Origin of the sequence: Peribacillus frigoritolerans, assembly GCF_030676415.1 — a bacterium.
Taxonomy (GTDB): domain Bacteria; phylum Bacillota; class Bacilli; order Bacillales; family DSM-1321; genus Peribacillus; species Peribacillus frigoritolerans_A.
On sequence record NZ_JAUUTW010000040.1, the window covers coordinates 1 to 25,343 of the forward strand.

Annotated in this window: 25 protein-coding genes, 1 rRNA gene and 1 pseudogene; 8 read left to right on the plus strand and 19 right to left on the minus strand. The window is 35.5% G+C overall.

Annotated features, from left to right (window positions below):
• Positions 1 to 98, minus strand: a 16S ribosomal RNA gene (locus tag Q8G36_RS24805); the annotation flags it as partial.
• A 642-nt stretch (positions 99 to 740) separates the two neighbouring features.
• On the opposite strand from Q8G36_RS24805, the gene Q8G36_RS24810 reads away from it, so the two are divergent.
• Positions 741 to 875, plus strand: a complete 135-nt coding sequence (locus Q8G36_RS24810) for a hypothetical protein (RefSeq protein WP_289316305.1) — start codon at positions 741 to 743, stop codon at positions 873 to 875.
• A 527-nt stretch (positions 876 to 1,402) separates the two neighbouring features.
• Here the strand turns inward: Q8G36_RS24810 and Q8G36_RS24815 are convergent.
• Positions 1,403 to 2,230 (minus strand): cytochrome c oxidase assembly protein, encoded by an 828-nt coding sequence (locus tag Q8G36_RS24815; RefSeq protein ID WP_305162482.1) that lies wholly within the window; start codon positions 2,228 to 2,230, stop codon positions 1,403 to 1,405.
• Positions 2,217 to 2,735: a DUF2243 domain-containing protein gene (locus Q8G36_RS24820; RefSeq protein ID WP_137020876.1), complete on the minus strand. Its 519-nt coding sequence runs from the start codon at positions 2,733 to 2,735 to the stop codon at positions 2,217 to 2,219. Before Q8G36_RS24820 ends, Q8G36_RS24815 begins: the two co-directional genes overlap by 14 nt.
• 436 nt (positions 2,736 to 3,171) lie before the next feature.
• Here Q8G36_RS24820 and Q8G36_RS24825 point away from each other — a divergent pair, with 436 nt between their 5' ends.
• Complete coding sequence (locus Q8G36_RS24825) at positions 3,172 to 3,999, plus strand: glycerophosphodiester phosphodiesterase (protein ID WP_305162478.1); 828 nt, start codon at positions 3,172 to 3,174, stop codon at positions 3,997 to 3,999.
• Between the two features lie 562 nt (positions 4,000 to 4,561).
• Here Q8G36_RS24825 and Q8G36_RS24830 read toward each other — a convergent pair.
• The gene (locus tag Q8G36_RS24830; protein ID WP_305162477.1) at positions 4,562 to 5,212 is read right to left on the minus strand and encodes a Type 1 glutamine amidotransferase-like domain-containing protein; all 651 of its coding nucleotides are present in this window, start codon (positions 5,210 to 5,212) and stop codon (positions 4,562 to 4,564) included.
• A gap of 287 nt (positions 5,213 to 5,499) precedes the next feature.
• Between Q8G36_RS24830 and spoIIIAF the strand changes: the two genes are divergently transcribed.
• The 5 genes from spoIIIAF (at position 5,500) to Q8G36_RS24855 (ending at position 9,535) form a co-directional block, all read left to right on the plus strand.
• Complete coding sequence (spoIIIAF, locus tag Q8G36_RS24835; protein WP_305162476.1) at positions 5,500 to 6,072, plus strand: stage III sporulation protein AF; 573 nt, start codon at positions 5,500 to 5,502, stop codon at positions 6,070 to 6,072.
• A gap of 319 nt (positions 6,073 to 6,391) precedes the next feature.
• On the plus strand, positions 6,392 to 6,982 hold the full coding sequence (locus tag Q8G36_RS24840) for a TetR/AcrR family transcriptional regulator (protein ID WP_305162474.1): 591 nt from the start codon (positions 6,392 to 6,394) through the stop codon (positions 6,980 to 6,982).
• Between the two features lie 142 nt (positions 6,983 to 7,124).
• Positions 7,125 to 7,772 carry a DJ-1/PfpI family protein gene (locus tag Q8G36_RS24845; RefSeq protein ID WP_305162473.1) on the plus strand — a complete coding sequence of 216 codons (648 nt, stop codon included), beginning with the start codon at positions 7,125 to 7,127 and terminating at the stop codon, positions 7,770 to 7,772.
• Between the two features lie 511 nt (positions 7,773 to 8,283).
• Positions 8,284 to 8,928, plus strand: coding sequence for a DUF2306 domain-containing protein (locus Q8G36_RS24850; protein ID WP_305162472.1), 645 nt, complete (start codon positions 8,284 to 8,286; stop codon positions 8,926 to 8,928).
• A 148-nt stretch (positions 8,929 to 9,076) separates the two neighbouring features.
• Entirely contained in the window at positions 9,077 to 9,535 is a 459-nt protein-coding gene (locus tag Q8G36_RS24855; RefSeq protein ID WP_305162471.1) for a DinB family protein, read from the plus strand.
• 301 nt (positions 9,536 to 9,836) lie between these two features.
• On the opposite strand, the gene Q8G36_RS24860 is transcribed toward Q8G36_RS24855, so the two are convergent.
• The gene (locus tag Q8G36_RS24860; RefSeq protein ID WP_305162470.1) at positions 9,837 to 10,259 is read right to left on the minus strand and encodes a cytidine deaminase; all 423 of its coding nucleotides are present in this window, start codon (positions 10,257 to 10,259) and stop codon (positions 9,837 to 9,839) included.
• 217 nt (positions 10,260 to 10,476) lie between these two features.
• A complete protein-coding gene (locus Q8G36_RS24865) occupies positions 10,477 to 10,764 on the minus strand; it encodes a hypothetical protein (RefSeq protein WP_106028281.1) in 288 nt (95 codons plus the stop codon).
• 450 nt (positions 10,765 to 11,214) lie between these two features.
• On the opposite strand from Q8G36_RS24865, the gene Q8G36_RS24870 reads away from it, so the two are divergent.
• Positions 11,215 to 12,162, plus strand: coding sequence for an IS110 family transposase (locus tag Q8G36_RS24870; protein WP_305162469.1), 948 nt, complete (start codon positions 11,215 to 11,217; stop codon positions 12,160 to 12,162).
• A 469-nt stretch (positions 12,163 to 12,631) separates the two neighbouring features.
• Here Q8G36_RS24870 and Q8G36_RS24875 read toward each other — a convergent pair whose 3' ends face one another.
• From Q8G36_RS24875 to Q8G36_RS24935, 13 genes and pseudogenes are all read right to left on the minus strand, one after another.
• Positions 12,632 to 13,207: a TetR/AcrR family transcriptional regulator gene (locus tag Q8G36_RS24875; protein ID WP_305162468.1), complete on the minus strand. Its 576-nt coding sequence runs from the start codon at positions 13,205 to 13,207 to the stop codon at positions 12,632 to 12,634.
• A gap of 830 nt (positions 13,208 to 14,037) precedes the next feature.
• Complete coding sequence (locus Q8G36_RS24880) at positions 14,038 to 14,994, minus strand: AEC family transporter (RefSeq protein WP_305162467.1); 957 nt, start codon at positions 14,992 to 14,994, stop codon at positions 14,038 to 14,040.
• Positions 14,995 to 15,328: 334 nt separating this feature from the next.
• A complete protein-coding gene (locus tag Q8G36_RS24885) occupies positions 15,329 to 15,526 on the minus strand; it encodes a carboxymuconolactone decarboxylase family protein (RefSeq protein ID WP_336622993.1) in 198 nt (65 codons plus the stop codon).
• Positions 15,527 to 15,642: 116 nt separating this feature from the next.
• Positions 15,643 to 16,875, minus strand: a complete 1,233-nt coding sequence (locus Q8G36_RS24890; protein WP_305162466.1) for an NAD(P)-dependent malic enzyme — start codon at positions 16,873 to 16,875, stop codon at positions 15,643 to 15,645.
• 219 nt (positions 16,876 to 17,094) lie between these two features.
• Positions 17,095 to 17,871, minus strand: coding sequence for an SDR family NAD(P)-dependent oxidoreductase (locus Q8G36_RS24895; protein WP_305162465.1), 777 nt, complete (start codon positions 17,869 to 17,871; stop codon positions 17,095 to 17,097).
• A 946-nt stretch (positions 17,872 to 18,817) separates the two neighbouring features.
• Positions 18,818 to 19,882 (minus strand): NADH:flavin oxidoreductase, encoded by a 1,065-nt coding sequence (locus Q8G36_RS24900; RefSeq protein WP_305162464.1) that lies wholly within the window; start codon positions 19,880 to 19,882, stop codon positions 18,818 to 18,820.
• Between the two features lie 304 nt (positions 19,883 to 20,186).
• On the minus strand, positions 20,187 to 20,702 hold the full coding sequence (locus Q8G36_RS24905) for an OsmC family protein (RefSeq protein ID WP_305162463.1): 516 nt from the start codon (positions 20,700 to 20,702) through the stop codon (positions 20,187 to 20,189).
• A gap of 202 nt (positions 20,703 to 20,904) precedes the next feature.
• Positions 20,905 to 21,138 (minus strand): DsbA family oxidoreductase, encoded by a 234-nt coding sequence (locus tag Q8G36_RS29435; protein ID WP_370694119.1) that lies wholly within the window; start codon positions 21,136 to 21,138, stop codon positions 20,905 to 20,907.
• Complete coding sequence (locus Q8G36_RS24910) at positions 21,135 to 21,794, minus strand: carboxymuconolactone decarboxylase family protein (RefSeq protein ID WP_252295891.1); 660 nt, start codon at positions 21,792 to 21,794, stop codon at positions 21,135 to 21,137. Before Q8G36_RS24910 ends, Q8G36_RS29435 begins: the two co-directional genes overlap by 4 nt.
• Before the next feature lie 523 nt (positions 21,795 to 22,317).
• On the minus strand, positions 22,318 to 22,779 hold the full coding sequence (locus Q8G36_RS24915; RefSeq protein WP_158226213.1) for a GreA/GreB family elongation factor: 462 nt from the start codon (positions 22,777 to 22,779) through the stop codon (positions 22,318 to 22,320).
• Positions 22,780 to 23,081: 302 nt separating this feature from the next.
• Positions 23,082 to 23,396, minus strand: a pseudogene (locus Q8G36_RS24925) (YitT family protein); the annotation flags it as partial.
• Positions 23,397 to 23,418: 22 nt separating this feature from the next.
• The gene (locus tag Q8G36_RS24930) at positions 23,419 to 24,624 is read right to left on the minus strand and encodes an MFS transporter (RefSeq protein ID WP_305162462.1); all 1,206 of its coding nucleotides are present in this window, start codon (positions 24,622 to 24,624) and stop codon (positions 23,419 to 23,421) included.
• Between the two features lie 148 nt (positions 24,625 to 24,772).
• Entirely contained in the window at positions 24,773 to 25,288 is a 516-nt protein-coding gene (locus tag Q8G36_RS24935) for an OsmC family protein (protein ID WP_305162461.1), read from the minus strand.
• Positions 25,289 to 25,343: the final 55 nt, after the last annotated feature.

The following is a 25,343-nucleotide window of genomic DNA, read 5'->3' on the forward strand; positions in this document are numbered from 1 at the left end:
CTAATCTCAGGGAGCAAGCTCCCATCGATTCGCTCGACTTGCATGTATTAGGCACGCCGCCAGCGTTCGTCCTGAGCCAGGATCAAACTCTCCGAAGAAATGTTTGACTTGCTCATTTTGCTTATTTAATAGTGTGTGCTCACTTAAAATTTAACGTTGGCGCTTTGTTTTGTTCAGTTTTCAAAGAGCAATTTGTTGTAGGTTTTTTTCAACTAATTCATCTTAACATAACGTTGAATAGTTGTCAACTTCTACGAAGTATTTCTTTTTTTAAAATCGCTCATTAAATTAGGCGACTTCATTATCATACTACTATTTTTCTTTAGTGTCAACATTTAATCCGTAAAATAAGAATTTCTAATAACACTTTCCTCTTGAAACCATCTTGTTAATGAATACAAAAAAACCACCGTACGTGTTTCATCATTAAATTAATCAACTGGGACGCACTAAACTGAAGATTTTATCAAAACATGCCCTTATACTATTTAATTGGATTATTCTTTTATAAAAAAGATTGATCATTTTAATGTTCCTTAATCAACTAACGCACCCGTTTCAATTTAAAGAGGGGGAAAGTTTAAACATTGAATTGTATATCAACATTAGCTGACATCATTTACATATTAAACCCTATATGGATGTATTCACATCAAAAAAGGCCCTTCTCGTTTGGTGAATAAGTCGCCATCTATTAGTCCATCTTAACAAATGAAGCTACATGGAGGGAGGTTCTAAACATGAGCCAAAAGCGTGATAAAGGCTATAGTCAGAAGGGAAAAGCTAATAGCAATACAGTAGATCCAGTGATCGCAGCAGAAGACTTGGAAAAAGCAATTTATCCAACTAATAAGCCTCCGCGCAATGCCAAATAAGTACAATCTCGTGATTTCTTTGCTTTTCCGAAAAGAAACTTGCAGGTGAACGAAAATGAAGAGTCAAGCAATCCACTAACATGAAGGATTACATGACTCTTCATAGATATAATAGACTTTTTTTAGTCGTGAAATTTCTACTCCATAGCTTTGCAAGAACAGTCTTTTTTAGAAACATACTTATGTGGTAAAATCCCAATGTCTATCTTCATTAATCCCCCCCATTTAGTATAGCAATCCTTATTGGATTAACCTGCCCCGTTAGCCATCCATGACTCGCAAAAATCGGCGATTCACCACAAAGAATGAAAATGGTTAGGAAGTGTCAATACTGATACTGACCTTAATCCCAGTCAACCCTAATCCATAGTCTAATTAATTAACTCTCTCCTCTTTTTTTAAAACGATTGAGTAGGGTCTTCTTAAGTATTGTCATTTTTCATTTTTAAAGAAACTTATTTTCATGGTAGTTCAATAAAAAAAGGCTTTACTCTTGATTGAGGAAACACCTGTTAGTGAAACAATAATTATCTTTGTTCAATTTCTTGGCCCAAAGCTAGTCCTCTCCGAGGTTTGGTCGCTCTAAACCATTGCAAACAAAGTATGAAGATAATAATAATGTCAATGATATCTCCACCATAGTACATAATCATGCTTCCCTGATTTGCCTGTTCTAACGGTATACCAGCAGGTGGGTGAGTATAGATGTACTTTGATAGAATACCATGGCCAGCTAAGGCAATAATCAACACGATTGAACGGTATAAAAAAGAAATCCGGTGGAGTATTGGGTCAATATAAATCATTGACACTGTGAATAGGTAACCGGCCATGAATACATGAAAATGCACAATGAAATTCAAAACGGTACTCTCGTGCATAAGTGAGTATAGGTTGGTCGTGTACAACAACCACAGCCCTCCTATATTTAAGACAGATGTAACAATAGGATGGGTAAACATGCGAGACAGCCAACTCCTTAGAACACGAGTAAGACGTCTTGCTAAAGTGATTCTTATTGTTCGTAGCACTAGCGTCATTGGTGCAGCAAGTACCATAAGCAATGGAGCTAGCATCCCCAAGAGTAAATGACCTAGCATATGCGCTGTAAAATCTATGTGGGCGCGATTTGCTAGGGGTCCGGCCACTGATATAACTGCCAAGAGAACTCCAGAAACCCAGTATACAGTTCGGGATAGAGGCCATTGCTTATGATGCCGATTGGAGATAATTACAGCAAAAATATACAGAATTAACGCTAATATAAAAGGCAGTGCTAAAAGTAGCTGAGGTGCTATCTCTGCTACTTGGTTCAAGTTAGTTCCCACGCTATTACTGTGATTATTGTGATTCATGGGCAACAGTCTTTCCATGTTGTTGTCTGCTTCGTGTACGAATAATGAGGGTGGCACCGATTATAATCATGACAATAGCAAGGAAATTCCAAATCAAATCATAGACATACACATTATCTACATAGCGAATCTGATGTAACTCCATTAATTTGTGCTGGATGGTCCCATCGTATAACTGGAAAGCCCCTCCCCCAAGAAACACACCTGCTAACCACCTTTTGAACCAATAAGCTTGTTTACGGTGTAAGTCTGCTAATAAAAACGAAGAAGCAATGGTCGCAAACCAACTAAAAGCATGGAACAAACCATCCGAAACCAGTCCAATGTCTGTCGTTGATTTGTCGTAGAAATGGTGCCAATGTAACAGCTGATGAAACACAACTTCATCGATAAAACCGACTAAACCGAGTCCGAATAGAATCCCAGTCCATATATTTCTACTTGAGTAAACAGATCGATTCGAAATGTTTGAATTATTTTCGAGGCTTTTATTTGTATTACTCATTTGCTCCTCCTTTTCTATAAGCTTTATTAACTCTGTCATTTTGTATTTACCCTAATATCCCCTAAAATCATCATTTATATTCAGAAAAAAACAGAATTTTCTAGATTCATGTTCTGTATTACTACTCTGGTGCTGCAGGTGTTCCAAAACCACTGAAGCTATGAATACCATTCTCCGTATCCTAGATAGTGAAGAATAATAAATAGCCTAAAGGCTTTGGCAGGGTTAACCCTGCCAAAGCCTTTAGGCATGTGTAACTTAGAAATAAAGTTTGAACGGTCCCATACTTCTTCTTGATAGGGAATCTTAACCGTAAATATACAATTGATTAAAAAGGATATTAGACATATAAAACCAATACATTATAAACATATTTCTTCAACATTTCTTTTCTATAATATTGTTGTATACATATTTTAGATTGGAGATGGAGAACATGAACAAAAAATTATTAGCAGGTGCCGGGGTAGCGTTTACGTTGTTATTCAGTCCACTAAGTCAAGCTTTTGCATCAGAAACAATAGGAGACTTAAGAAAGGTTGATAATGTTGCCCATCGTGGGGCATCGGCATATGCACCTGAAAATACGATTGCTGCTTTTGATAAAGCAGTAGAAATGAAGGCAGATTATATTGAAATCGATGTTCAAAGAAGCAAGGATGGAGAATTAGTACTTATCCATGATACGACAGTTGATCGTACAACTGATGGAACTGGAAAAGTTGGTGATTTCATGTTTGAAGAACTAAGAAGCCTTGATGCAGGTAGCTGGAAAGGTGAGCAATTTGCTGGTGAACAAATCCCAACATTTGATGAGATTCTTGATCGTTACCACGGGAAAATTGGAATATTAATAGAATTAAAGGCTTCAGAGCTTTATCCTGGGATTGAAGAAAGTATAGCTGAAGAATTAAAAGAACGAAATCTTGATAAACCACAAAATGAAAAAATCATTATCCAATCATTTAACCATAAATCAATGGAAAAAATGAATGATCTCGTTCCTAAAGTTCCAATCGGTGTGTTAACATCTTCAAGAGCTGACACAACAGAACTAGCCTTACAGGAATTTTCAACATATGCCGACTATTTTAATCCAAGCTATGGAATTGTTACTGAAGAATTAGTGAATCAAGTTCACTCTCTTGATATGAAAATTGGATCATGGACAGTACGTAGTCAAGAGGCAGCAGATTTCCTATTAGATATGGGAGTTGACGCAATTATTACGGATTATCCAGATTATGTAGATCCAAGAAACTAATATTTTTGTATAATTATTAGAAAAAAGGTCGATTTCTACAGGAGATTGATCTTTTTTTTGGGGTTGAAACCTTCTTAACGTTAGAAATCCCCATTTTCCGGACGTCTATTATGGAATGTATGACCCTATTTATTTGAATCGAATAGGTAATTTAAGTCTAAATGTAGTTAATTTCGTTGTAGAGCGTTTCTCAGCATTAATTTTTTAAAAAAACAGGTGTTTTTAACTGGTAAAAGGTATGTTTTCACTTTCAGTTAGGTTTGGGCTCAGCTTTTATTCAAATGAAGCAAATGAAGCAATTGATTTTGTATTTTTATTTTAATTAACATAATCTACCTCACAAATTACTCAACAATCAATGCTACAATTATTATGAGGTGGTATCTTTGTTTATTTCTCCTATGCTATTGCACAAAACAGAGCAACCCTTCGAGGATGAAAATTTTATAACGGAACTCAAGTTATCTATACCTAAATTATAAAAACCTTAATAAATAAAGGAGAGTACATATTAACCATGTATAATATGTACTCTCCTTTTATTAATGAACTAACGCACCCGTTAGTTCATTAAGGAGTATGAATTTACTATTTCCTTTTTCATTTTTTGAAAGGAGTAGATATCATTAACCACTTTAAATAGTTCCCCATTCCTGGAGAAAATTGCACTTCCGTTTGGTATTGCATATACCATTCGTTCATTTGATAGGGGAATTAATTCTCCTTCTATCGTATCCTCGTAATGGACCTCTACGCTAAACCCAACAAATCCTAAGCCCTTGATCACTATCGTTTCTGGATAGTCTTTATCTTTTGTTATTATGCAATCATTGCAGAAAGCTAATGAACCTGCACTATATCCAATGATTAAACCTTGAAAGTCTTTGATAATTGGCGTAAGTCCTTTTTCTTCTATTACATGGATTAACCTTTCTGGCTTTCCACCAATAAAATAAAGAACATCATGTTCTTTTATAGACTTTTTCATCTCTTTTTCTGAAAGGTCTTCGTTTAATAATTCAACACTCACATTCTCCATTATTGAAAAGGCTTGTTTGATACTTGCTATCCAGCTTTCATACCTGGAGTTGTCGGTTACAAAAGGGATTATTAAAATCTTAGCATCAGGTTTAATCATTTTTGAAAGTTCCAGGAACACTTCACTTAATTCGTTATTCAAGTGATTTCCGCCACCAATAAAACAAATTTCCATATGTATTACCCCCATTTATTTACAAGCTATTCTTAAAATATTCTATGTAAAAGGGACAATACCTTTATATGTCACTGCTCTTCAGCTAACCTGCCCCGTTAGTACCATAAGAAAACGGTTACCTCAGCAACCTCCCTTATTTAATTAGAGAACCCTTACGTTAAATAGAAGGAGCAGACATTAAACAACTATATTTAGCATAAAGTGTACTAGCCTTAAACTATAATCTTATCTGTTTTTTTAATTTCAATGAAAAATTATTAGATACTTTGAGGAGGTTATTAATCGTGTCTTTTTTTAGTAATTGGATATCGCAACTTATTGTATTAATTTTATTCATTACTGTTATTGACATGATGCTACCAAATAATGGTTATCGGAATGTTATTAGGTTAGTATTCTCTTTGGTCATTATAGTTTGTTTAATAAGCCCAATTTTAAATTTATATAAGTTGTCCCCTCAAGATATTTTTGATCCAATTAAAGCCTCAGATACAGTAAGTAAGGACTCATTATTAAATTCAATTATGGAAAAAGAAGAGGTAATTAATAAGGGGAAAGTAGAATCTATTCCTGAAATTCTATCTGCTGAAATGAAAAACCTTGTTGAAAAAGAATTAATAGAAAATTATCAATATGAAATTCAAGATATCAACTTAGTTATTGACGAACTAGACAGTCAGAAACCAAAATTTAAAGATGTGGAAGTATTTTTAATAAAAACAAAATCACTTGAATCAAGCAGTGAAGGAAGAGATGAATCAAAAGTAGAACCTGTAAACAATATTGACATTAGTGTAACTCCTAAAGAAACTCAATCAACCAAAGATAATACCTCGCTTAAGAAAGTTAAAATCTAAAGAATGGGGTATTCCTCCTAAACAATTAACTCTTAGTACAGATTGATAAATCTACCCTAATGGTTTTTAACACATAATTTACTTTCTTGTTCAACTATGTACGATTAGTGTAAGAAACATACTTTCAAAAGGCCGCCAATTGGCGGCCTTCTTAATGAACTAACGCACCCGTTAGTTCATTAAGAAAAGCGAAACTTCTTCAAGAATCGCGCCCGATTGTTCAAGATCATTTATTAAAGGAGAACTACTAGTTTAGTTTTTAAATTTTTTGAGTTATAATATTAATCGTTATATAGAGGAACTCGGAGGAAACAACAAAATGAGTAAGAATGATGAAGTGCGCGATCAAATTATAATGACTGCTTTACGCCTTTTTAATACAAAAGGATTTAGCCAAACTTCCATTCAGGATATTATGGAAGCATCTTCTTTACCAAAAGGAGCTATTTACCGTAGATTTCCTAACAAAGAGGCAATTGCTCTTGCTACATTTGAAAAAGCAGGAGAAATAATTTGGAACCATATGGTTCAAGCAAGTGAACAAGCGAATACGGCTACTGATAAAATAATAGCAATATCATACATTTACCAAGATGCTGTCAATAATCCTCCTATTGAAGGCGGTTGCCCCTTACTAAATACTGCGATTGAAGCCGATAATACCTACCCAGAGCTTCAAAAGGTTGCTTCTGAAAGTTACACCCAAACACTACTGTTTTTACAATCAATTATTGAGGATGGAATGCGTAATAACGAATTCCGTAAAGATATAAACTCCCTTTCTCTGGCTTCATTTCTTATGTCTTCTATGGAAGGCGCAATAATGGCCAGTCGTTTATCATTTAATAATGACCATATTTTTTATTGCATTGAACAAATTAAAGCTTTATTGAATTACTATTCTTCTTGAAAAACCCCCACTTCTAAGTTATTGGGGTTTTTTTCATTAATAATTCACAATTTCATTATATACAATCGAACAATATACTATATAATATAATTATCGGACCGGACGGTTCGGTCCTAAAATAAAGTCAGGATGTGTATATAATATGAAATTTCAAATTGTTTTATTTGATGGATTTGATTTAATGGATGCTATTGCTCCTTTTGAGGTTTTTGCAGCTGCAGCAATTCTTTCACCTGAAAATGTAATAGTAGAGTTGGTAACAGCTGAAGGGAAAAGACTAGTCAAAAGTGGCGTTAATGACGTTGGAATTGAAGCCACAGGAGTAATTGATCCGAACGCTGAAGGTGTTATTTTAGTTCCGGGTGGGGCTGGAGATATGTATGGTGATGGTCCCAATTCGATAGTAACCAAATTAAAGAAAGCTTCTGAAACGAAGCTGAAAACTTTGTTACAAAAAGCAGCGCAAAACCCTAATATTACCTTAACCACAGTATGCGGAGGTTCTACCCTTTTAGGGATGATGGGACTATTAAATGGCCGACATGCTGTTACACATCACATGGGGATGGATGCGTTGCCGGCTATGGGGGCTAGGCCAGTATATGCTCGTATAGTAGATGATGGAAACTTAGTATCCAGTGGTGGTGTAACTTCAGGTATAGATATTGCCATTTACACAATTGAACAAAAGCTCGGCCCAAAAATTGCTCACTATCTCGAGAAGGTATTTGAGTTTGAACGAAGAGGAACAGTTTGGTCAAATAAAGGTCAAGAACCTCGTTTCAATTAAAATAAAGAGGTCCTTTTCTTTTAATTATTTACCTGTATTAAAACGAAAGGAATAAACTTATGTATCATCTATTATTACTTGTTCATGTAATTAGTGCGGTACTTCTTGGGAGTTACCTTACATTACCTTGGCAAATAAAAAAAATGCTAACTATTCCAAGAGACAACCTGGTACTTCGCATTAATTTTATTCAATCGTATACACGAGCAGGGCATTATTCACTCATCCTCCTACTAATATCTGGAGGCTTAATGATCGTCATATATTCTGCTTTCCCCTCAATAATTTGGGTAGTAGTATCCTTCACCACTTTACTGTTTATTGGTGCTTTTATGGGCATGATTAACAAAAAACTTAGACAAATAAAGGATTCAAAAAAAACAGAGGTCCTTTTGAAGAAGAATTTTAAAGTTTTAAGTATGTTTAGTTGGGCATTATTCGTTTGCATACTTTTTGCACTCATTATAATGACTAATCCTTCTATACTTTTATAAAACTGAGGAGAATGGATATGAAGCAACGTAAATTCCTAATTACGATTTTATCAATTATTTCAGTAATGTGGGTAATGCATACACTATCAAAGAATTTTGTAATTGATCCAAGTTTTCAGGAATTCCTATCAAAGAAAGATGAACTTCTTTCTAATCAAATGCTATGGATATTGATGATACGAGTTCATATTATTCTTGCGATAATTGCACTCCTTACAGGACCTCTCGGAATAATTAAACGATTACGTTTGAAATCCTTAACATTTCATCAATGGAATGGTCGAGTCTACGTTTTATCTATTGTAGTAAACTTTATTCCCGGTTTATACGTTTCGTTCTTTGCGACAGGAGGTTGGCCAAGTACAATAGGGTTTTTTATCTTAAATACACTATGGCTTATAACAACAATATTCGGTTATATATATATAAAAAGAAAAGATGTCTTACGACATAGTCAATGGATCACTCGAAGTTTCTTTCTATCCTTTGCCAATATGATTATTTATATCATTGTCGCAATTACACATAATGGATTAGATCTTTCCTATGGTCTTTCATATACGATTGCTGTATGGCTTTGCTGGATTTTCAATTTAGCAATAGCAGAAATTGTGATTAAAAAAAAATACTTATATGAGTTAAAAAATTACGAGCCTTTTTGAAACCTTTAGATTCGCAATGTCTATCTTTTGTGTTTTTGAGATAAGATATTTTTTCCTGTCTATTTCACACGAAATTTAGTTATCGTTAGTCAACACATCTATAAAGATGAGTTAATAAGAGGATATAACTAGTATGGAGGCGGTTATAATGCTTAAACGTCCGGAAACGAATGAATACCATACGTTTTTTGAGAGGTACATAACACTTGTTCCTGATGAAGGATTACTTGATATTCTAAGGAAACAACAAGAGACAACTATTAATTTGCTAAGAGGTATATCTAGTGAACAAGCAGATTATCAATACGAAGCGAAAAAATGGAGTTTGAAAGAGGTACTCGGTCACATGGCAGATGCTGAACGCGTACTGAGTTCTCATGTTCTTGTAGTTACTCGTGGAGATACTCCTTCATTTACCCCATTTGATAAAGATTTATATATGACTAATGCAGATTTCAGCCGACTTGATTTCCAAGACATACTTTCAGATTTTTCGATTGTACGACAATGCACCTCTTCATTGATCGCCTGTCTTTCCAACGATGCATGGATACGCAAAGGAACAGTTTTAAACCATCAACTACTGCACGTGCACTGGCGTACATAATTGCCGGTCATGAACTACATCATCTAGCAATTATCAAGGAAAGATATTTACTAAAATAAAGCATAGATTAAGATTCAAATGAAAAAAGGAGGTCATTTTGATTTCCTTTTTTCATTTTGCACAAGCATATTTTACTTAGATCTGGTTCCATAAAATTCGTAATTGTTTTGTTTATTTTATTCAATTAAATGGCCCAATTGTTGAATAAAGATCAAACAGCACTCTTCAACTATCCTGCCCCGATAGTTCCATAATAAAAAGCTGTCTTAAAGACAGCTCCGATCTTCAGCTAACGCACCCGTTAGTTGAATAATTCTTCATCTTTGTATGCGTGAGACCAATGATACGGCTGGACTTCATCTAAGGTTTTAAAAAGTAATTGTTTCTCATCATTTGAAATAGTTACTGCGACTTTTACATCCCGTCCCCAGTAAAACAATCTTTCTTGACAGACCCCACAAGGAGTTAATACTTTAAATTCTTGGTTTTCATCATCTCTTACAACGCAAATTGAATGAGTAATTTTTGTATTAAATTTATGTGCTTCCAAAATCGCACCTGTTTCTATACATAACTCCGTTGAAGCATTTATGACCTCTGGTGATACACTTGTCAATATTTCTCCATTGTTAGTGTACATTGCTGCTGCACCACCCCAGCCAGTAGGGTATCTTTTTTCAATAAGTTCTTTCGCTGCTTGATATAACTTTTGTTCAATAGTCACTCTGTTCCCCCTACTTTTTTTCTTATTAAATATTATTAAAATATCCACCTGAATTGTAACAACTTAAATTCTTCTTCCACTAAACTGCCTCGATAGTTGCATACAGAAAAAGATGCCTTAAAGACAGCTCCGATCTTCAGCTAAAGCACCCGTTAGTTCATTAAGAAAAGCGAAAAAGCGAAATTTCTTTAAGAATCGCGCCCTTTAGTTGAAGAAGTTACATGACATTCTCTATTTCTTTTTTCTTAAATATGCCTACCAGTAGCATAATAAGTCCTATGATGAAACCGATTGGGAACAAGTACCACATAACCAAAGTTGCCCAAGGATCCTCAACAATAAATGCGTATGATAAACCAATCGCAAAAGATAAGAATGGTGAAATTGCCAACATAAGAGCGATGCCCCAAACAATACATTTTCTTTTTTTCGACTTGCCTTTGCTAAGTTGATAAGCTACAAGTACTCCTATAAATGCAATTCCATACCCTACGGCAAATGCCATCTTTTGTTACTCCCCTTCCTAAATTTCACAGCTGATTTAGATTAATGTATACCTCCCTTATTTTAACATAAATTTCCAAGCGTCTTTAAGAAGTATCTTTAACAAACTGGCCCAATTGTTGAACAAAGGTCAAACAGCACTCTTAAACTAACCTGCCCCTATAGTTGCATAAGAAACTCCTATGGCGGCGCTCCTCGCCGCCACCATCTACTACGAAAATCTAATCTCAAAAATAGAGTCTAACCCATTAACCCCTTGACGATAATGGATGATAACAATACAACCAGGCTGAACCTTTTTTGGTGGATCTTAAGAAAGATACCCTGTATAAGAAACTGGTTGTGACAGTATGGAAGAACCATTTAGTGTACTGCTAGTACGTATACAAAAATTTTTGTTACAAATCTACTGTCATATGTATTGTTAATCTTTTTTTGAGGTGATTCTCCTATGGAAGCAATGATTGAACGGTGTGCTGGCCTAGATGTACACCAAGAAACAGTAGTAGCCTGTGTATTATTTGGTCCATTAGATAAAAAGCCAAAAACCTCTATTGAAACGTTTTCGACTACAACAACGGGACTCTTGGCTTTAAGTGATTGGCTCTCTACCCTTCAGGTATCCGATGTTGTGATGGAGAGTACCGGAGTTTACTGGAAACCAATATGGAATATACTTGAAGGTTCTTTTCACCTTGTGCTGGCCAATGCCAGACATGTCAAAAATGTTCCAGGGGGTAAAACTGATGTGAAAGATGCCGAATGGCTTGCCAAGCTTTTAAGATGCGGACTTATTGAAAGCAATTTTGTTCCACCGGAGGACATTCGTGATTTACGAGATCTTACTCGTTATCGAAAAAAATTGATTCATCATCGTACCTCAGAGCAGAATCGCATTCACAAAATTCTTCAAGATGCTAATATCAAGCTAACATCCGTTCTATCAGATATTTTCGGTGTATCGGGAAGCCGTATCCTTGAAGCGATTCTAAACGGTGAAAAAATAGAGACCGATGGTCTTCGAAAAATGGTGGATTGGCGAACAAAAGCAAGTATAACTGACATTGCCAATGCAATTAATGGCCGTATTCGCCGTCATCATTGTAATATGTTGCGTTACCATTGGGAGCATATGGGTTATTTAGAACAAACCATAGAAGAATTGGAAAAACAAATCGATCAACTCCTGTACCCTAATCGTAAGGAAGTAGAATTATTGGATGGTATACCTGGTGTGAACAAAGCTGCCGCAGCTACTTTTATTGCGGAGATGGGTGTAGATATGTCCGTATTTAAGTCAGCTAAACATCTTGCCTCTTGGGCTGGTGTGAGTCCTGGAAATTACGAAAGTGCTGGTAAAAAAAAACGAGTAAAACCACACAAGGAAATAAAGCATTAAAAACGATGGCCGTAGAATGTGTATTAGCGACATCAAGGCAAAATAATCGAATAGCATCACATCGAAAAAGGAAGGGCCGGGAAGCATGCTTAAAAGGATGAGTAGTAAATAAGATAACTTCGAAAACCCCAAGTTCCCCAATAGATGCTATAAAAAGTGGTTATTAAATCTTTATTTAGATGGGCTCAGGATGAAAATTTAATTAATGAAATCCTGTTTAACTATATACAATTTCGTGGTCTCCGTATTTTTCACGCAGTTCCTAATATTCCCCATAAATTAGTTCAGTAGCTATATGGGTGCCGGAACAAAAGTTCCAGAAATTGTAATCGTATCAACAAAAGCTTTTATATCCTCAATATATGTAATATGTATTGGAATCAAACTGTCCCTACCGTTTGGTACATTATTAATTTATTACCATTGATGAGGAATACACAAGGAAATGATATGAGACAGTCTCATATCATTAAGAAAGACGATATTGTATCCTAATTAAATCTAAAACATTTGTGAGGAAACTTATATCTTTTTGATTTTTCATTAATAAAACTCCACCTTCAATCGTGGCAACGATTGATTGAGCATGTTTTTTCGGATCAATAGTAGATGGAAGATGTTCTTGTTCTAAAAGTTCCTTTAATGTTCTCTCTACTGAATCAATCCACTGATTAAAGATATATTGTAGTTTTAATCGAAATGTTTCATCATGTTCGCTCATTTCGATAGCTAAGTTTCCAATGGGACAACCAGATTTCCCCTCTCTTTCTGTATGGAATACCAATGTTCTGTCTAACATTTTGTTTAATTTAGTTATTGGATCAAGTCGGGATTGAAAAATTTCTAAAATAAGTTTCTGTTCCCACTCTTGGATTAGGTCCTCTACAACAGCTAATCCTAAATCATATTTCGATGAGAAGTAATGATAAAATTGACCTTTTCCAATTCCAGCAGCATCAAGGATATCTTGTATTGAAGTGGATTGATATCCTTTAGAGTAGATAACTCCATTTGCAGCTAAAATAATCTCTTTCTTCTTAGACATATCAACACACCTTTAAATTTTATAAGATGATTATATTATAACTCAAAATCTCTTCTCATTTTGAAGTATACCAAATAAAAGCAGGAAAATCTAAACTTGAAAAGGAGGTGGTTGAAATCAGAAATTTAGTCAACTTTTCGGATATAATATAGTTTTCTTATCAGGAATCTATAATGAAATGTAATGTCGCTGTTTAGCACTCGCAATAAAAATTCATTGTATTAATATCACTTTTATATCGACTGTCATTCGCTTTCCTTGAGGATTAAAAATAATCACTCTTCCAATAAATTTAATAATATTATGTTGTGATTATTGTAAAGAGGTGAAAAACAGGTGTATTAATAATGTTGGTATAAATCCAATCCCACATAAAATCCCCATATCTCTATTATAAAGAAAGTTTATATAAAAATTTATTTTATTTTGAAAACAGCACACTTTATAGAAGGCATGTTAATACTAAAACCTTTTTTCCTATACTATCTATCAATAAATCTCTCAACTAAGATACGCTCACTTCATTTTATAAACTCTAAATGGTTCTGGTACAACTTCGAGTTTTGTCAAAATATGAACAAAATTATAAGGTTAATACCGAACATTTAAGATTTTATACTATAAAAATTCGGTATTAACTTTTTATTATGAATAAAAATGGCCCGTAGGGCAGGTAAAATTCATAGTACTTTAACTGTTTGCTTCTTTTTGCAACAGAATCATCATTTAAATATTAATAGAATTAAATTCAACAATCAGTTACCAACACAGTTGAATTCTACGGATGCTTTAGTATTCTTTACAATCTCAACTGATTGATAATAACTTATTTACATCAACCAAGAGATCAAAAAGGGAAGGGAGACAAGAGACATAAGCGCACTAATAACAAAAGCAGAGGCTGTCTCACTTGCTAGATTGTCAAATCTCACCGAAATCATAGCTGCTACTGCAGATCCTGGGAATGCTACTAATAAAATTAATTTTGTTACGTCATCTGAAGATAATCCTATTGCAAGCGCAATTCCAAGCATGACAAGTGGTTGAACAATTACTTTAAGAAGCGCAATCCCAAATGCAGTTCGGCTAAATTGAATTCTACGAATTCCGATTGTGACCCCCACTGCAAATAACGCTGCGCCCGATGTAATGGAACCAATTTGCTCTAAACTATTCGCTAATAAATCTGGTGTATGGAACCCAAATAGCACTAGAACAACCCCAACTAAAGGAACACACGCTAACGGCTCTGAAAGACCATGTAAAATTGATTTAACAGTTACTTTAAAAAGACTTTCTTCTTCGTCAATCGCTTTATTCTGACGTTGACCTACTGTTCCAATAATAGTGGCTAATGGATCTAACATGGCATTCACAACGATTCCTGTAATGGCAATTGGAATCGCAACCACATCTGCTCCAAACAAACTTCCTAAAACTGGAATTCCCATAAATGCAAAAGTTGGTTGGGTAGAGTTTAAAGAAAACATTGATGCTCCTGTTAATGAAAATTTAAATACGTATTTAGCTATTAACAGGAAAACAATATAAAAACCTACTATACCAATGACTAAGGCAAGTAAAAATGGCCATTTTTCAATTAATGTTTGCTTAGATGTTGTTGTAATCCCCACAAACAGATGGGCTGGTAATGCAAATTTAGTTACTAATGTATTTAATCCTTTTGATGTCATGGCATCAAATTTTTTAAAATATCCAGCAAAATATCCTAATGCGATGACAAAGAAAATAGGTGTTAGAATAATAAAGATTTGACTAATATCCATTTTAAAATCCTCCATCTTTCACTTTTGATCTAAACCATTTAACTTCAAAGTGAATGGTCTTTAATAAATACCAATGTCTATCAAGGTGATAGGCATTGATTTAAACTTACATAGCTATCTCCGAATTTTCACTAGCTTTGATTGGTTTATAAGTTGGATGCCACAAGACATCTTTTACAGCTTGTTCAACATTTTCTGGAGTATGCTGAGAGACGCCCTTTTTAATAGTTGCTTTTGCAACTCATATTGTACCTACCGTTTGGTACAATATGAGTTTGCCATGTTTCTTCACTACTTAACTCTATATGCTTACAATATAAACTTCCTATATTTTTCATACCTTATTAACATGAATTTCTATACAATATGGACTACCAGTAACGTGAGCTACTGCCACAGCCATTAATTCCTTTAATTTAGATGATAATTTCCCTTGAGCTAAGGCCTTATGATCGAAGTTGACAAATTCACGAAATGCTTTACCGTTTAATTTACTAAATTCCCCTAAACGATTAATGTCTGATTTTGATATAAACTATCTTTACCCATTCTATCTTTTCCTTCATCTAATAAGCATTTTGTGTATTGATACTTTAAGATTTATACGGCACCGCATTTTGTACCTACCGTTTGGTACAGATTCGGCGATTAGCTCTCGATTTTTGTTAGTTGTTCTGTATGTGCTTTAACAATTGCTGGATCAATTTTAATGCGTGCTACACCTGAATCCATTGCTGCTTTTGCTACAGATTCCGCCACAGTTGGCGCTACACGAGGATCAAATGGTCCAGGGATTACGTAATCTGCGTTTAACTCTTCTTCAGTAATCAGACCAGCGATTGCTTCAACAGCCGCTTTTTTCATTTCTTCATTGATATCAGAAGCACGAACGTCTAACGCTCCGCGGAAAATCCCAGGGAATGCAAGAACGTTGTTTACTTGGTTCGGGAAGTCTGAACGCCCTGTTCCGATAACTGCCGCTCCTGCTTCTTTAGCAGCGTCCGGATTAATTTCCGGATTAGGATTTGCCATCGCAAAGATAATCGCATTGTCATTCATAGATTTAACCATTTCTTGAGATAGAGCATCAGCTGCAGATACACCGATAAATACGTCTGCGCCTTTAATCACGTCGCTTAGCGTGCCGCTTTCTTTGTTTACATTTGTATAAGAAGCAACTTCTGATTTTACTTTATTCATGCCTTGCAGACGGCCTTCATAGATTGCTCCATTTGTATCGCACATGATCATGTCGCGTACGCCGTAAGAGTAAAGAAGCTTTGTGATCGCAATGCCGGCAGCTCCTGCTCCGTTTAAGACAATTTTTAAATCTTTCATTGTCTTGTTTACGATTTTTAGTGCGTTTACTAGTCCTGCTACTGTTACAATCGCTGTTCCGTGCTGATCATCGTGGAAAACAGGGATATCCACTTCTTTTTTCAATCTTTCTTCTATTTCAAAGCATTGTGGAGCTGCGATATCTTCTAAGTTAATACCTCCAAATGTGTGAGCCATTAACTTTACTGTTTCAACAATTTTATCTGTATCTGTTGTATCAAGCGTGATTGGGAAAGCGTCTACGCCTGCAAAGTTTTTGAATAGAATTGCTTTTCCTTCCATAACTGGAAGTGAAGCTGCAGGTCCAATGTTTCCTAACCCAAGAACAGCCGTACCATTTGTCACAACGCCGACCATATTTCCTTTCATTGTGTAATCATACACCGTTTCTGGATGTTCATGAATCACTTTACAAGGTTCTGCTACTCCTGGAGAGTATGCTAAACTTAAATCTTGAGCGTTTTGAATTTCGACTTTTGATTTAACTTCTAACTTTCCTTGTTTTTCTTGGTGCATACGTAGTGCTTGATCACGTAGTGACATCATATATTCTCCTTTTTTTCTTCTATACTTTTATTTTGTAATCAATTTATTTAACACTAGCTTTTTATCGTCGTAATTGTAAGACAACCTGACCGAATAAATTCACTGACAAGTGCAAACGACTTGCCACCTGGCACCGATTGAATATCGATGCCAGCATAGCCTTTTTTAGTTATCTCCTTGACAGGGGTAAGTCCAGATTGCTCCTTTTTTTTATTTTTATCTTAATCGAGCTGTAACTCCACCATCAATTGGCATAATAATGCCTGTAATCCATGATGATGAATCATCCGCAAGGAATAAAATTGCATTTGCTACATCCTCTGGCGTACCATTGCGTCCAATGGGGTGAAACTCATTAAAAGTTGGTAATACTTCTGCTACTTGTTCTTCTGACATAAAAGTATTGAAAATTGGTGTTTCAACAATTGCAGGTGCTACTGCATTTACTCGAATGTGATCACCAGCGAATTCTACGGCTAAATTTCTTGTTAAAGCATGTCTTCCTGCCATTGCAGCTGAATAAGCTGCCGAAGGAGTTGACTCCACTGCTTGAATTGCCCACATTGAACCCGTGTTTACTATTGCTCCTCCTCCACGTTTTTTCATTTCTGGTATAACTGCTTGAGAAGGGTAGAATGTTCCTTTAACGATTGTATCTAAATAGGATTGTAAATCGTCCTCTGTATGGTCAAGGAATGGTGTTGGATTAAATTTCCCTGTATTATTAACTAATATATCTACACCACCAAACACTTCTACTGCTTTTTTAACCAATTTCTCCGAAGTTTCCTTTTTACTGATGTCACCGGCTACATATAAAGCTTTTTTACCAGTTGGGTCAATTTCTAAAGCCGTTTCCTTTAACACATTTTCTCTACGTCCATTAATAATTACATTGGCCCCTTCTTCAAAAAATCTTTTTGCAGTTGCTTTCCCAATCCCAGTACCTCCACCAGTTACGATTACAGTTTTATTTTCAAATCTTATTATCATTCATCTCCCATTTTTATTATTTAGTTCAGTTATTCCATCAATCACTATTGGAATTCCTTTTAAGTTCATTTCCACCTATAAGCCTATTATTTAAAGGGTTAGTTACTTTAACATAATTGATTTATAACAGGTAAATATATTAACTATTTATCTAACTACTAAAGGTGGATTTGATTTTTAAAATTTCATTTACAATTCATGATTTGACAGGATGACTGATCATCATGAATAACTCACTTAATTTATAATTCAATTGAATAATTGAATAATTGAATTATAGCATCAGAATTCCGACTCGTCAATTAAAATTGTTTCACCTAATAAGGATAACTTTTCATAATAAGGAATAAAAAAGACCAACCTCTGAACTACACCCCAATTATTAGACACCATCTAACCAATTGGGGGTGAAGTTTTTTTATGACAAAGTATTCATTTGATATATAATTAAAAGCTTTCTTTACTTATTTAGAAGGAACGGAATCATTGAAATCCGTCGCAGATAGATTTAATGTCAATTTAACTCCTTTTAAAAATTGGGTTGCGCATTATGAAAAACATGGATTAGTAGGATTAACGGCTACCTATACAAACTATGATTTTAGTTTTAAAATACTAAAATATATGAACGATTTTGGAGCGTTCCTTACGCAAGTAGCTGTCGTGTTATATTCCTTCTCCTTCGACCATCCTTAAATGGAAAAAGCAATAGGAGACTCACGGAATAGACGCTCTTGAACCGAAGAAAATACTAGCAGAGGGATCATTAGAGGCATTACATGCTGAAAATGAACGCTTATGTACGGAAAATGCCTATTTTAAAAGGTGAGGGCTAAAATAAAGTTTGATTAGAAATGTTATGGGATTCTTTATTTGAAAGTAACTAAAAAGAACCCATTTTGAGAAAAAATCAAAATGGGTTCTTTTAATGTTTCAAGCTCCGCGATTAATATAATGTTTCGATTGCCTCACGCGTAAACGGAAGTAATTCTTCTGTTCGTCCATCTCGGATCTTGTTTACCCAGTCAGGGTCAGCCAATAATGCGCGACCTACCGCTATCAAATCGAATTCTTCACGTTCTAATCTCTCGATTAAATCGCCCATCTTGTTGGTTTTACCATTAGCCTCTTCCCCGGTAGCAAAGAAATCCACGAAATCAGCGCCATCAAGACCGACAGATCCAACTGTAATTGTTGGTTTTCCTGTTAGTTTTTTCATCCATCCTGAGAGATTCAGTTCAGATCCTTCAAATGCAGGTTCCCAAAAGCGACGAATAGAGGCATGAAAGATGTCAACGCCTGCATCAACTAATGGCGTCAAGAAACGTTTTAGTTCTTCAGGAGTTTCTACTAATTTTGCTGTATAGTCATCATATTTCCATTGTGAGATTCGGAACACGATTGGAAATTCTGGTCCAACAGCACGTCGGCAAGCTGCGATGACCTCACTCGCAAAGCGCGTGCGCTTAACTATGTCGCCACCGTATTCATCGGTACGTGTGTTTGTTTTATCCCAGAAGAACTGATCGATTAAAAATCCATGGGCTGCCATAATCTCGATGCCATCAAAACCAACTTTTTTAGCATTGGCTGCTGCCTGTTCGAAAGCTTCAACCAATTCCGAAATTTCTTGTTTTGAGTAATCATTAGCGTTGCCTCGTGCACCCATGTGCCACATTTGAGAGAAAATTTTCCCACCGGCCTCGTGTACTCCATCAACTACTTTTGACCAACCGTTTAGCGCCTCTTCTCCGTATAAGTGTGGTACGTCCTCCTGCCATGCTGGCACCTCGGATGCAACATCAGGATGGTTGATAAACGTACCCTCTGTCAAAATAAGTCCAACACCCTTTTCAGCTCTACGACGATAATACGCAGCGACATCCTCCCCTGGTACTCCATTTGGAGAAGAGTTTCGCGTCATAGGTGCCATCAAAATACGATTAGATAGTTTCAGATTTCCCATTTCGAATGGTTTAAAAAGAGCTTCAACTGATTGAAAATTATTCATAAAAACCTCCAAGTTTTATCACTAAATGTGTTATTTTATAGTAAAGACGTAACGTGAAATATATTAGCAATATTTAAATCAACCTAACTAATTCCCAACAGTACATCTTGAAATAGACCAAAAGAACCCTTGCCCTTATTTAATGTTTTGCTTGCTTATGTTACCTTTTCAGTACAATATTAATTCTGGGCCAACCACATTGGCGATTACCTAGAATTAACAAATTATCTCAGACGAGCTGTTACCCTACCACTTAAAGTTAGTTATACAAGGTAAACTAAGATCGGCACTGTCATATAGCTTTTTACTTATTACGTTTAAAAGTTGAATTTACTTGAACATTTCTTTCTAGTGAATTTCTTACAGGAGAAATTTCCATTGCTTTTGAAACTAATTCTTCAAGTTGTTTATCGTCTGCGTCACTATCCACTGTGAATTGAACATCCACTTCGTTAAAACCTGGATTTCCTTCTTTTAAACCCAACAATACATTTAAATCTAATTGTCCTGAAGCGTTAACTTCTAGTGAATTCACCTTAATACCCATTAAACTAGCTGTTGCAATAACTGAAATGGATAAACAACCACCTAATGCACTTAATAAAAGTTCAGCTGGGCTTGGACCCTTATTAGATCCTGAGAACCAATCTGGCTCATCAATGAGAACGGGTTTGTGATCACCTACTTGTGCTTCAGCGTAAAATCCACCTTTCCATTTTACCGAAGAAGAATATCCTGCAATTCCTTCCTCAGGATTTTCCTTATAATTTTCTACGATGTTTTCAATAACTTTTGTATTGACTCCATTAATTTTTGTCATTTTTATATCTCCTTCATTTGGTTTTTTTATAAGAATTATCTCTTTACACTTTCGTTATCTAATAAATGTTTTTACAAAGCCCTTTTTTATGATTTTTTAGGGGGAATGACACAGCTGCCATCAGTACATACCCCTCCATCAGGAATATCCGCCGATAGAGTTTCTAATTTGGGTGCTGGATTGTCTTCTTCCAAAACTTTATCTAGTACTTCAGAAAATGCTTGCGCTGGCTATGCACCGAGACAGCATATTTTTGATTGATAATAAAGTATGGAACGCCCTTAATACCATATCTCTTGGCTTCATATTGATCATCTTTTACGTTTTGTGCGTATTGTTTTTTATCATTTAATGCTTTCAATGCTTCGTCAGAAGCTTCTGCAATATCAGCTAGTGTGTCTAGTTCTCCTACATTTTTAGAATCCGTAAGACTTATTCATCATATGCAACTAATGCATTCACTCCATGAGAAAGAGCAGACCCTGCTTTTAATGCTGTTGCTACCATAATGGATTCAGCGACTTCTTCCCTCGTTGCCTTTGCTTTTTTGGCTGCTTTAGTGTGGATATCAATACAATAAGGGCAACCTGTTGTATGCGCCACTGCTATAGCAATCAGCTCTTTTTCCTTCACACTAAGTAATCCCGCCTTCATCGCTTTTTGGTCAAATGTCACAAACGCTTTAAAGACATCTCCATCTAACTGAGAAAACTCTTTTAGTCGGTTGATATAAGAAGCTCGATATAATTCATCATCAGCTGTTCCATCATAAGCGTTTAAAGCATTGACACCATGGGCAAGAGCAGATCCTGCTTTCAGGGCTGTTGCTACCATAATCGATTCGGCCATTTCCTCTTTGGAAGCTCCATGTTTTTTTACTTGTTTAACATGAAAATCAATACAATGGGGACATCCAGTCGTATGAGCAACTGCCACTGCAATTAATTCCTTTAATTTAGCTGTTAACTTTCCTTCAGCTAGCGCTTTTCTGTCAAAGGTTAGAAATTCTTTAAAGATTTCAGGTGAGAGTGTACTAAATTCACCTAAACGGTTCATATGTGACTTTTTGTATAAACTATCGTTTTGATTCATAATTAATTCCTCCAATTTTTTTATTTTACACCTATTTGTACCTACCGTTTGGTACAAACGCGATAGTAAAGCACCAAGGTAGATCAATGATGTCAAATATATTACATTGTCTTACTTACTTCAAGAAATATCAGGTTTCTTTAGCGCCTCATTATTTAGCTCAGCCTAAATCGCATATTTCTACATAACTGTCTACCATAGTAGGATTTTCATGCAAACCTTATCTCCCATTATTTAATAATTAGAGAATAACATTAGATCTTCCTTATTCTTTAAAGGGATCATTGTAACTCTCCTCCTATCAACAACAAATACCTACGCTGTACCTACTAGTTGGTACAGACTTATAATAGCATGCTTTTTTTTTTTATGCAACCCTTTATCTTCAAAATAATACGGCCGATATTTACATTCTTATTTACAAAGCACAATGGACGTAGAGCTTCATTGTTAATTAGGGCTCCAACCGACCAAAATTCCTACTCTGCAGGCTGGTTGACTCTCCAGTTTTCAACCTCCATAATCACTGTATTTCAGTGATTAATAAATGCATCATTCCAGAAGGGGTCATGACTACTACATTATCATTTAATTTGTGACCAATTAGACTTTTGCCGATTGGAGACTCATCGGATATATAGTTTTCAGATAGATATGATTCTGCGGAACTCACAATTTTAAACTGCATTTCATATTTTTCTGTCACTTCTTTAACAGTGACAATTGATCCAATCCCTACTACTCGTATATTTGTATTTTTAATTATTTTTGCTTGCTTAATAATGTATTCCAAATCAATTATTTTCTTTTTAATTGTTGCGAATTCATCCACTGAAATTTGATACTCAGGATCTTTTTTAAAATCACAAAAATTTCTGCTCTCTTGAACTTTTTTACTAACCTCTTTCCATCTTTTTTCCTTTAAATAAAGTAATTCTTTCTTCAACGCATTATAACCAGTTTCCGTAAGTAACTGCTTGTCCATCAACATTCACCCTCCTTTACCGATACTACTTTTCTCGGCTATGTTGGTTCTGTTTACCTTTTGCATAAAGAATACACCAAACACTAATCGATAATCGTAGTGAAATCCAGAAAATCAAGTGCCATGTTTTAAGTTTTTAAAATCAAGCCTGATTCTTTTGATCCAACAGCTGATGCGAACATAATTACAAACCCCATAATTCCCATGAATCTTCTACGCTTATGCGTGGAATAATAACAGGAATGGTCTTAAAAATAAGTGGCACAAGCAAAGCTGTTCCTATTCAATTAACGTTTGCTTTATGTTGCACTTCGACCCAAGCGATCACGTATAGTCTCCACCATTAATTCGGGTTGAGTTGTAATAATTTTAAAGGTTTTAGAGCCACATAAACCTATTTCAACGATGTGAACCACTTTAGAAGCAATAAAATAAGTAATTGCTGAAAGAATCGCCACTTGTAGACCGAATGCGGTTGAACCGAAAATAACTACAATAATGTTTAAGAAAAGAATGAGATCACTTGCCCCAATCGGTAATTTTCGAGAAAGCAGTACAGCTAATATATCAATTCCATCTAATGCTACGCCATTTCGTTATGCTAATCCCATCCCAAAAAATACAAAATGAGTTTATCGTTCAATGTTTATAACGAATAAGTGAAGTCATTGCCAAAACTCCTAGAACAGGACCGATCGCAAGGATTGAAAATGCCCATTTCCACCCTACGATATCTTCAAAGACCGGAATCAAATATATAGAAAAGACAGTAATAAGAAAACCTATAGCCATTTGAAATGTCAAGGCAGTTCCTACACATCCTGATTTTGCGAAATCAGCAACCATTGCTGAAAATTGTGCCGAATCTGCAACAACTGATATCCCCCAAATGATTGCTACACTAACTGTAATCCATATAGAAAGACCAAAGGTAAGTCCGATACATATAGAAGATACGGCACTAACAATCATGGCAATCATAGAAAGGCGTGCTTTTCCAATTTTATCAGCATATAATCCACCTAATATCGAACCAATAGCCCCTGAAATTCCAATTGTTAAAAATGCGAATAACGTACTGGCCTCTTGTAGAGCTGTCCCCTCTAAGGATGCTTTAAAGCTAGCTGTTAAGAAATATGGAAGCCATGTCCACATAGCATACAATTCCCACATGTGACCAAAATAGCCATAGTTAACTAACATTAAAGGGCGATCTTTTAAGATATATTTGAGTGTATTCATCGACACAGTAGCTGCCTCTTCTTTAGATGCCGGAGCATCCGGAAGAACCCACTTCATAATACCAGCTGCGACTAATGCTAATAAAGAGCTGACCAGCATTAATATCTTCCAGCTGACATTCGGAATGAATAAATTAAATAGGTGTGGCAATGAAGAACCTAATGTAAGAGCTGCAATTAGAATTCCAACGCCAAATCCTCGTCTATCTTGAAACCAATTAGAGAGTAGTTTCACAGCAGTAGGATAAACACCTGCCATAGTCATTCCTGTTAGAAAACGTAAACTTAATCCCATAGCCATTCCAGAGCTTAAAGTAAATAAACTATTGATGACAGCTCCGAATATACAGGCAATAGCAAATATTTTTCTTGGGTTATACCGGTCTGCCAAACCTAGAAAAGCAGAACAAATGGCTCCAACAATGAACCCTATCTGTACGGATGTGGTCATCCATGACCCTTCTGTTGCACTCATCCCCCATTGACGTTCTAATTGGGGAAGAACAGCTGAAGCGCTAAACCATAAACTGAGGGCAAATAGTTCAGCCAATGCAATCCAAAAAAGAGCCCTCCATCTGTTAATACTTGTGTTAACTTCAGACATGATGGTTCTTTCCTCCTCTCGCGTTCCCAATTCTATCTGTAACGTATGAGAACGTAGACATTACGCATGGAACATGTCGCGTAATATCTACGTTCTTTTAAAGTTAGTTATACAAGGTAAAGTAAGATCGGCACTGTCATGAAGCTTTTTACTTATTACGTTTAAAAGTTGAATTTACTTGAACATTTCTTTCTAGTGAATTTCTTACAGGAGAAATTTCCATTGCTTTTGAAACTAATTCTTCAAGTTGTTTATCGTCTGCGTCACTATCCACTGTGAATTGAACATCCACTTCGTTAAAACCTGGATTTCCTTCTTTTAAGCCCAACAATACATTTAAATCTAATTGTCCTGAAGCGTTAACTTCTAGTGAATTCACCTTAATACCCATTAAACTAGCTGTTGCAATAACTGAAATGGATAAACAACCACCTAATGCACTTAATAAAAGTTCAGCTGGGCTTGGCCCCTTATCAGATCCTGAGAACCAATCTGGCTCATCAATGAGAACGGGTTTGTGATCACCTACTTGTGCTTCAGCGTAAAATCCACCTTTCCATTTTACCGAAGAAGAATATCCTGCAATTCCTTCCTCAGGATTTTCCTTATAATTTTCTACGATGTTTTCAATAACTTTTGTATCGACTCCATTAATTTTTGTCATTTTTATATCTCCTTCATTTGGTTTTTTTATAAGAATTATCTCTTTACAATTTCGT

Excerpts from the sequence above, each read along its gene's own strand:
- Q8G36_RS24845 (WP_305162473.1), top strand. The coding sequence starts at position 7,125 with ATGAAATTTCAAATTGTTTTATTTGATGGATTTGATTTAATGGATGCT.
- Q8G36_RS24830 (WP_305162477.1), bottom strand. The coding sequence starts at position 5,212 with ATGGAAATTTGTTTTATTGGTGGCGGAAATCACTTGAATAACGAATTA.
- Q8G36_RS24855 (WP_305162471.1), top strand. The coding sequence starts at position 9,077 with ATGCTTAAACGTCCGGAAACGAATGAATACCATACGTTTTTTGAGAGG.
- Q8G36_RS24865 (WP_106028281.1), bottom strand. The coding sequence starts at position 10,764 with ATGGCATTTGCCGTAGGGTATGGAATTGCATTTATAGGAGTACTTGTA.
- Q8G36_RS24815 (WP_305162482.1), bottom strand. The coding sequence starts at position 2,230 with ATGAATCACAATAATCACAGTAATAGCGTGGGAACTAACTTGAACCAA.
- Q8G36_RS24910 (WP_252295891.1), bottom strand. The coding sequence starts at position 21,794 with ATGAATCAAAACGATAGTTTATACAAAAAGTCACATATGAACCGTTTA.
- Q8G36_RS24890 (WP_305162466.1), bottom strand. The coding sequence starts at position 16,875 with ATGTCACTACGTGATCAAGCACTACGTATGCACCAAGAAAAACAAGGA.
- Q8G36_RS24870 (WP_305162469.1), top strand. The coding sequence starts at position 11,215 with ATGGAAGCAATGATTGAACGGTGTGCTGGCCTAGATGTACACCAAGAA.
- Q8G36_RS24880 (WP_305162467.1), bottom strand. The coding sequence starts at position 14,994 with ATGGATATTAGTCAAATCTTTATTATTCTAACACCTATTTTCTTTGTC.
- Q8G36_RS24810 (WP_289316305.1), top strand. The coding sequence starts at position 741 with ATGAGCCAAAAGCGTGATAAAGGCTATAGTCAGAAGGGAAAAGCTAAT.
- Q8G36_RS24905 (WP_305162463.1), bottom strand. The coding sequence starts at position 20,702 with ATGACAAAAATTAATGGAGTCAATACAAAAGTTATTGAAAACATCGTA.
- Q8G36_RS24895 (WP_305162465.1), bottom strand. The coding sequence starts at position 17,871 with ATGATAATAAGATTTGAAAATAAAACTGTAATCGTAACTGGTGGAGGT.
- Q8G36_RS24825 (WP_305162478.1), top strand. The coding sequence starts at position 3,172 with ATGAACAAAAAATTATTAGCAGGTGCCGGGGTAGCGTTTACGTTGTTA.
- Q8G36_RS24820 (WP_137020876.1), bottom strand. The coding sequence starts at position 2,735 with ATGAGTAATACAAATAAAAGCCTCGAAAATAATTCAAACATTTCGAAT.
- Q8G36_RS24900 (WP_305162464.1), bottom strand. The coding sequence starts at position 19,882 with ATGAATAATTTTCAATCAGTTGAAGCTCTTTTTAAACCATTCGAAATG.
- Q8G36_RS24935 (WP_305162461.1), bottom strand. The coding sequence starts at position 25,288 with ATGACAAAAATTAATGGAGTCGATACAAAAGTTATTGAAAACATCGTA.
- Q8G36_RS24930 (WP_305162462.1), bottom strand. The coding sequence starts at position 24,624 with ATGTCTGAAGTTAACACAAGTATTAACAGATGGAGGGCTCTTTTTTGG.
- Q8G36_RS24915 (WP_158226213.1), bottom strand. The coding sequence starts at position 22,779 with ATGGACAAGCAGTTACTTACGGAAACTGGTTATAATGCGTTGAAGAAA.
- Q8G36_RS24840 (WP_305162474.1), top strand. The coding sequence starts at position 6,392 with ATGAGTAAGAATGATGAAGTGCGCGATCAAATTATAATGACTGCTTTA.
- Q8G36_RS24850 (WP_305162472.1), top strand. The coding sequence starts at position 8,284 with ATGAAGCAACGTAAATTCCTAATTACGATTTTATCAATTATTTCAGTA.
- Q8G36_RS24875 (WP_305162468.1), bottom strand. The coding sequence starts at position 13,207 with ATGTCTAAGAAGAAAGAGATTATTTTAGCTGCAAATGGAGTTATCTAC.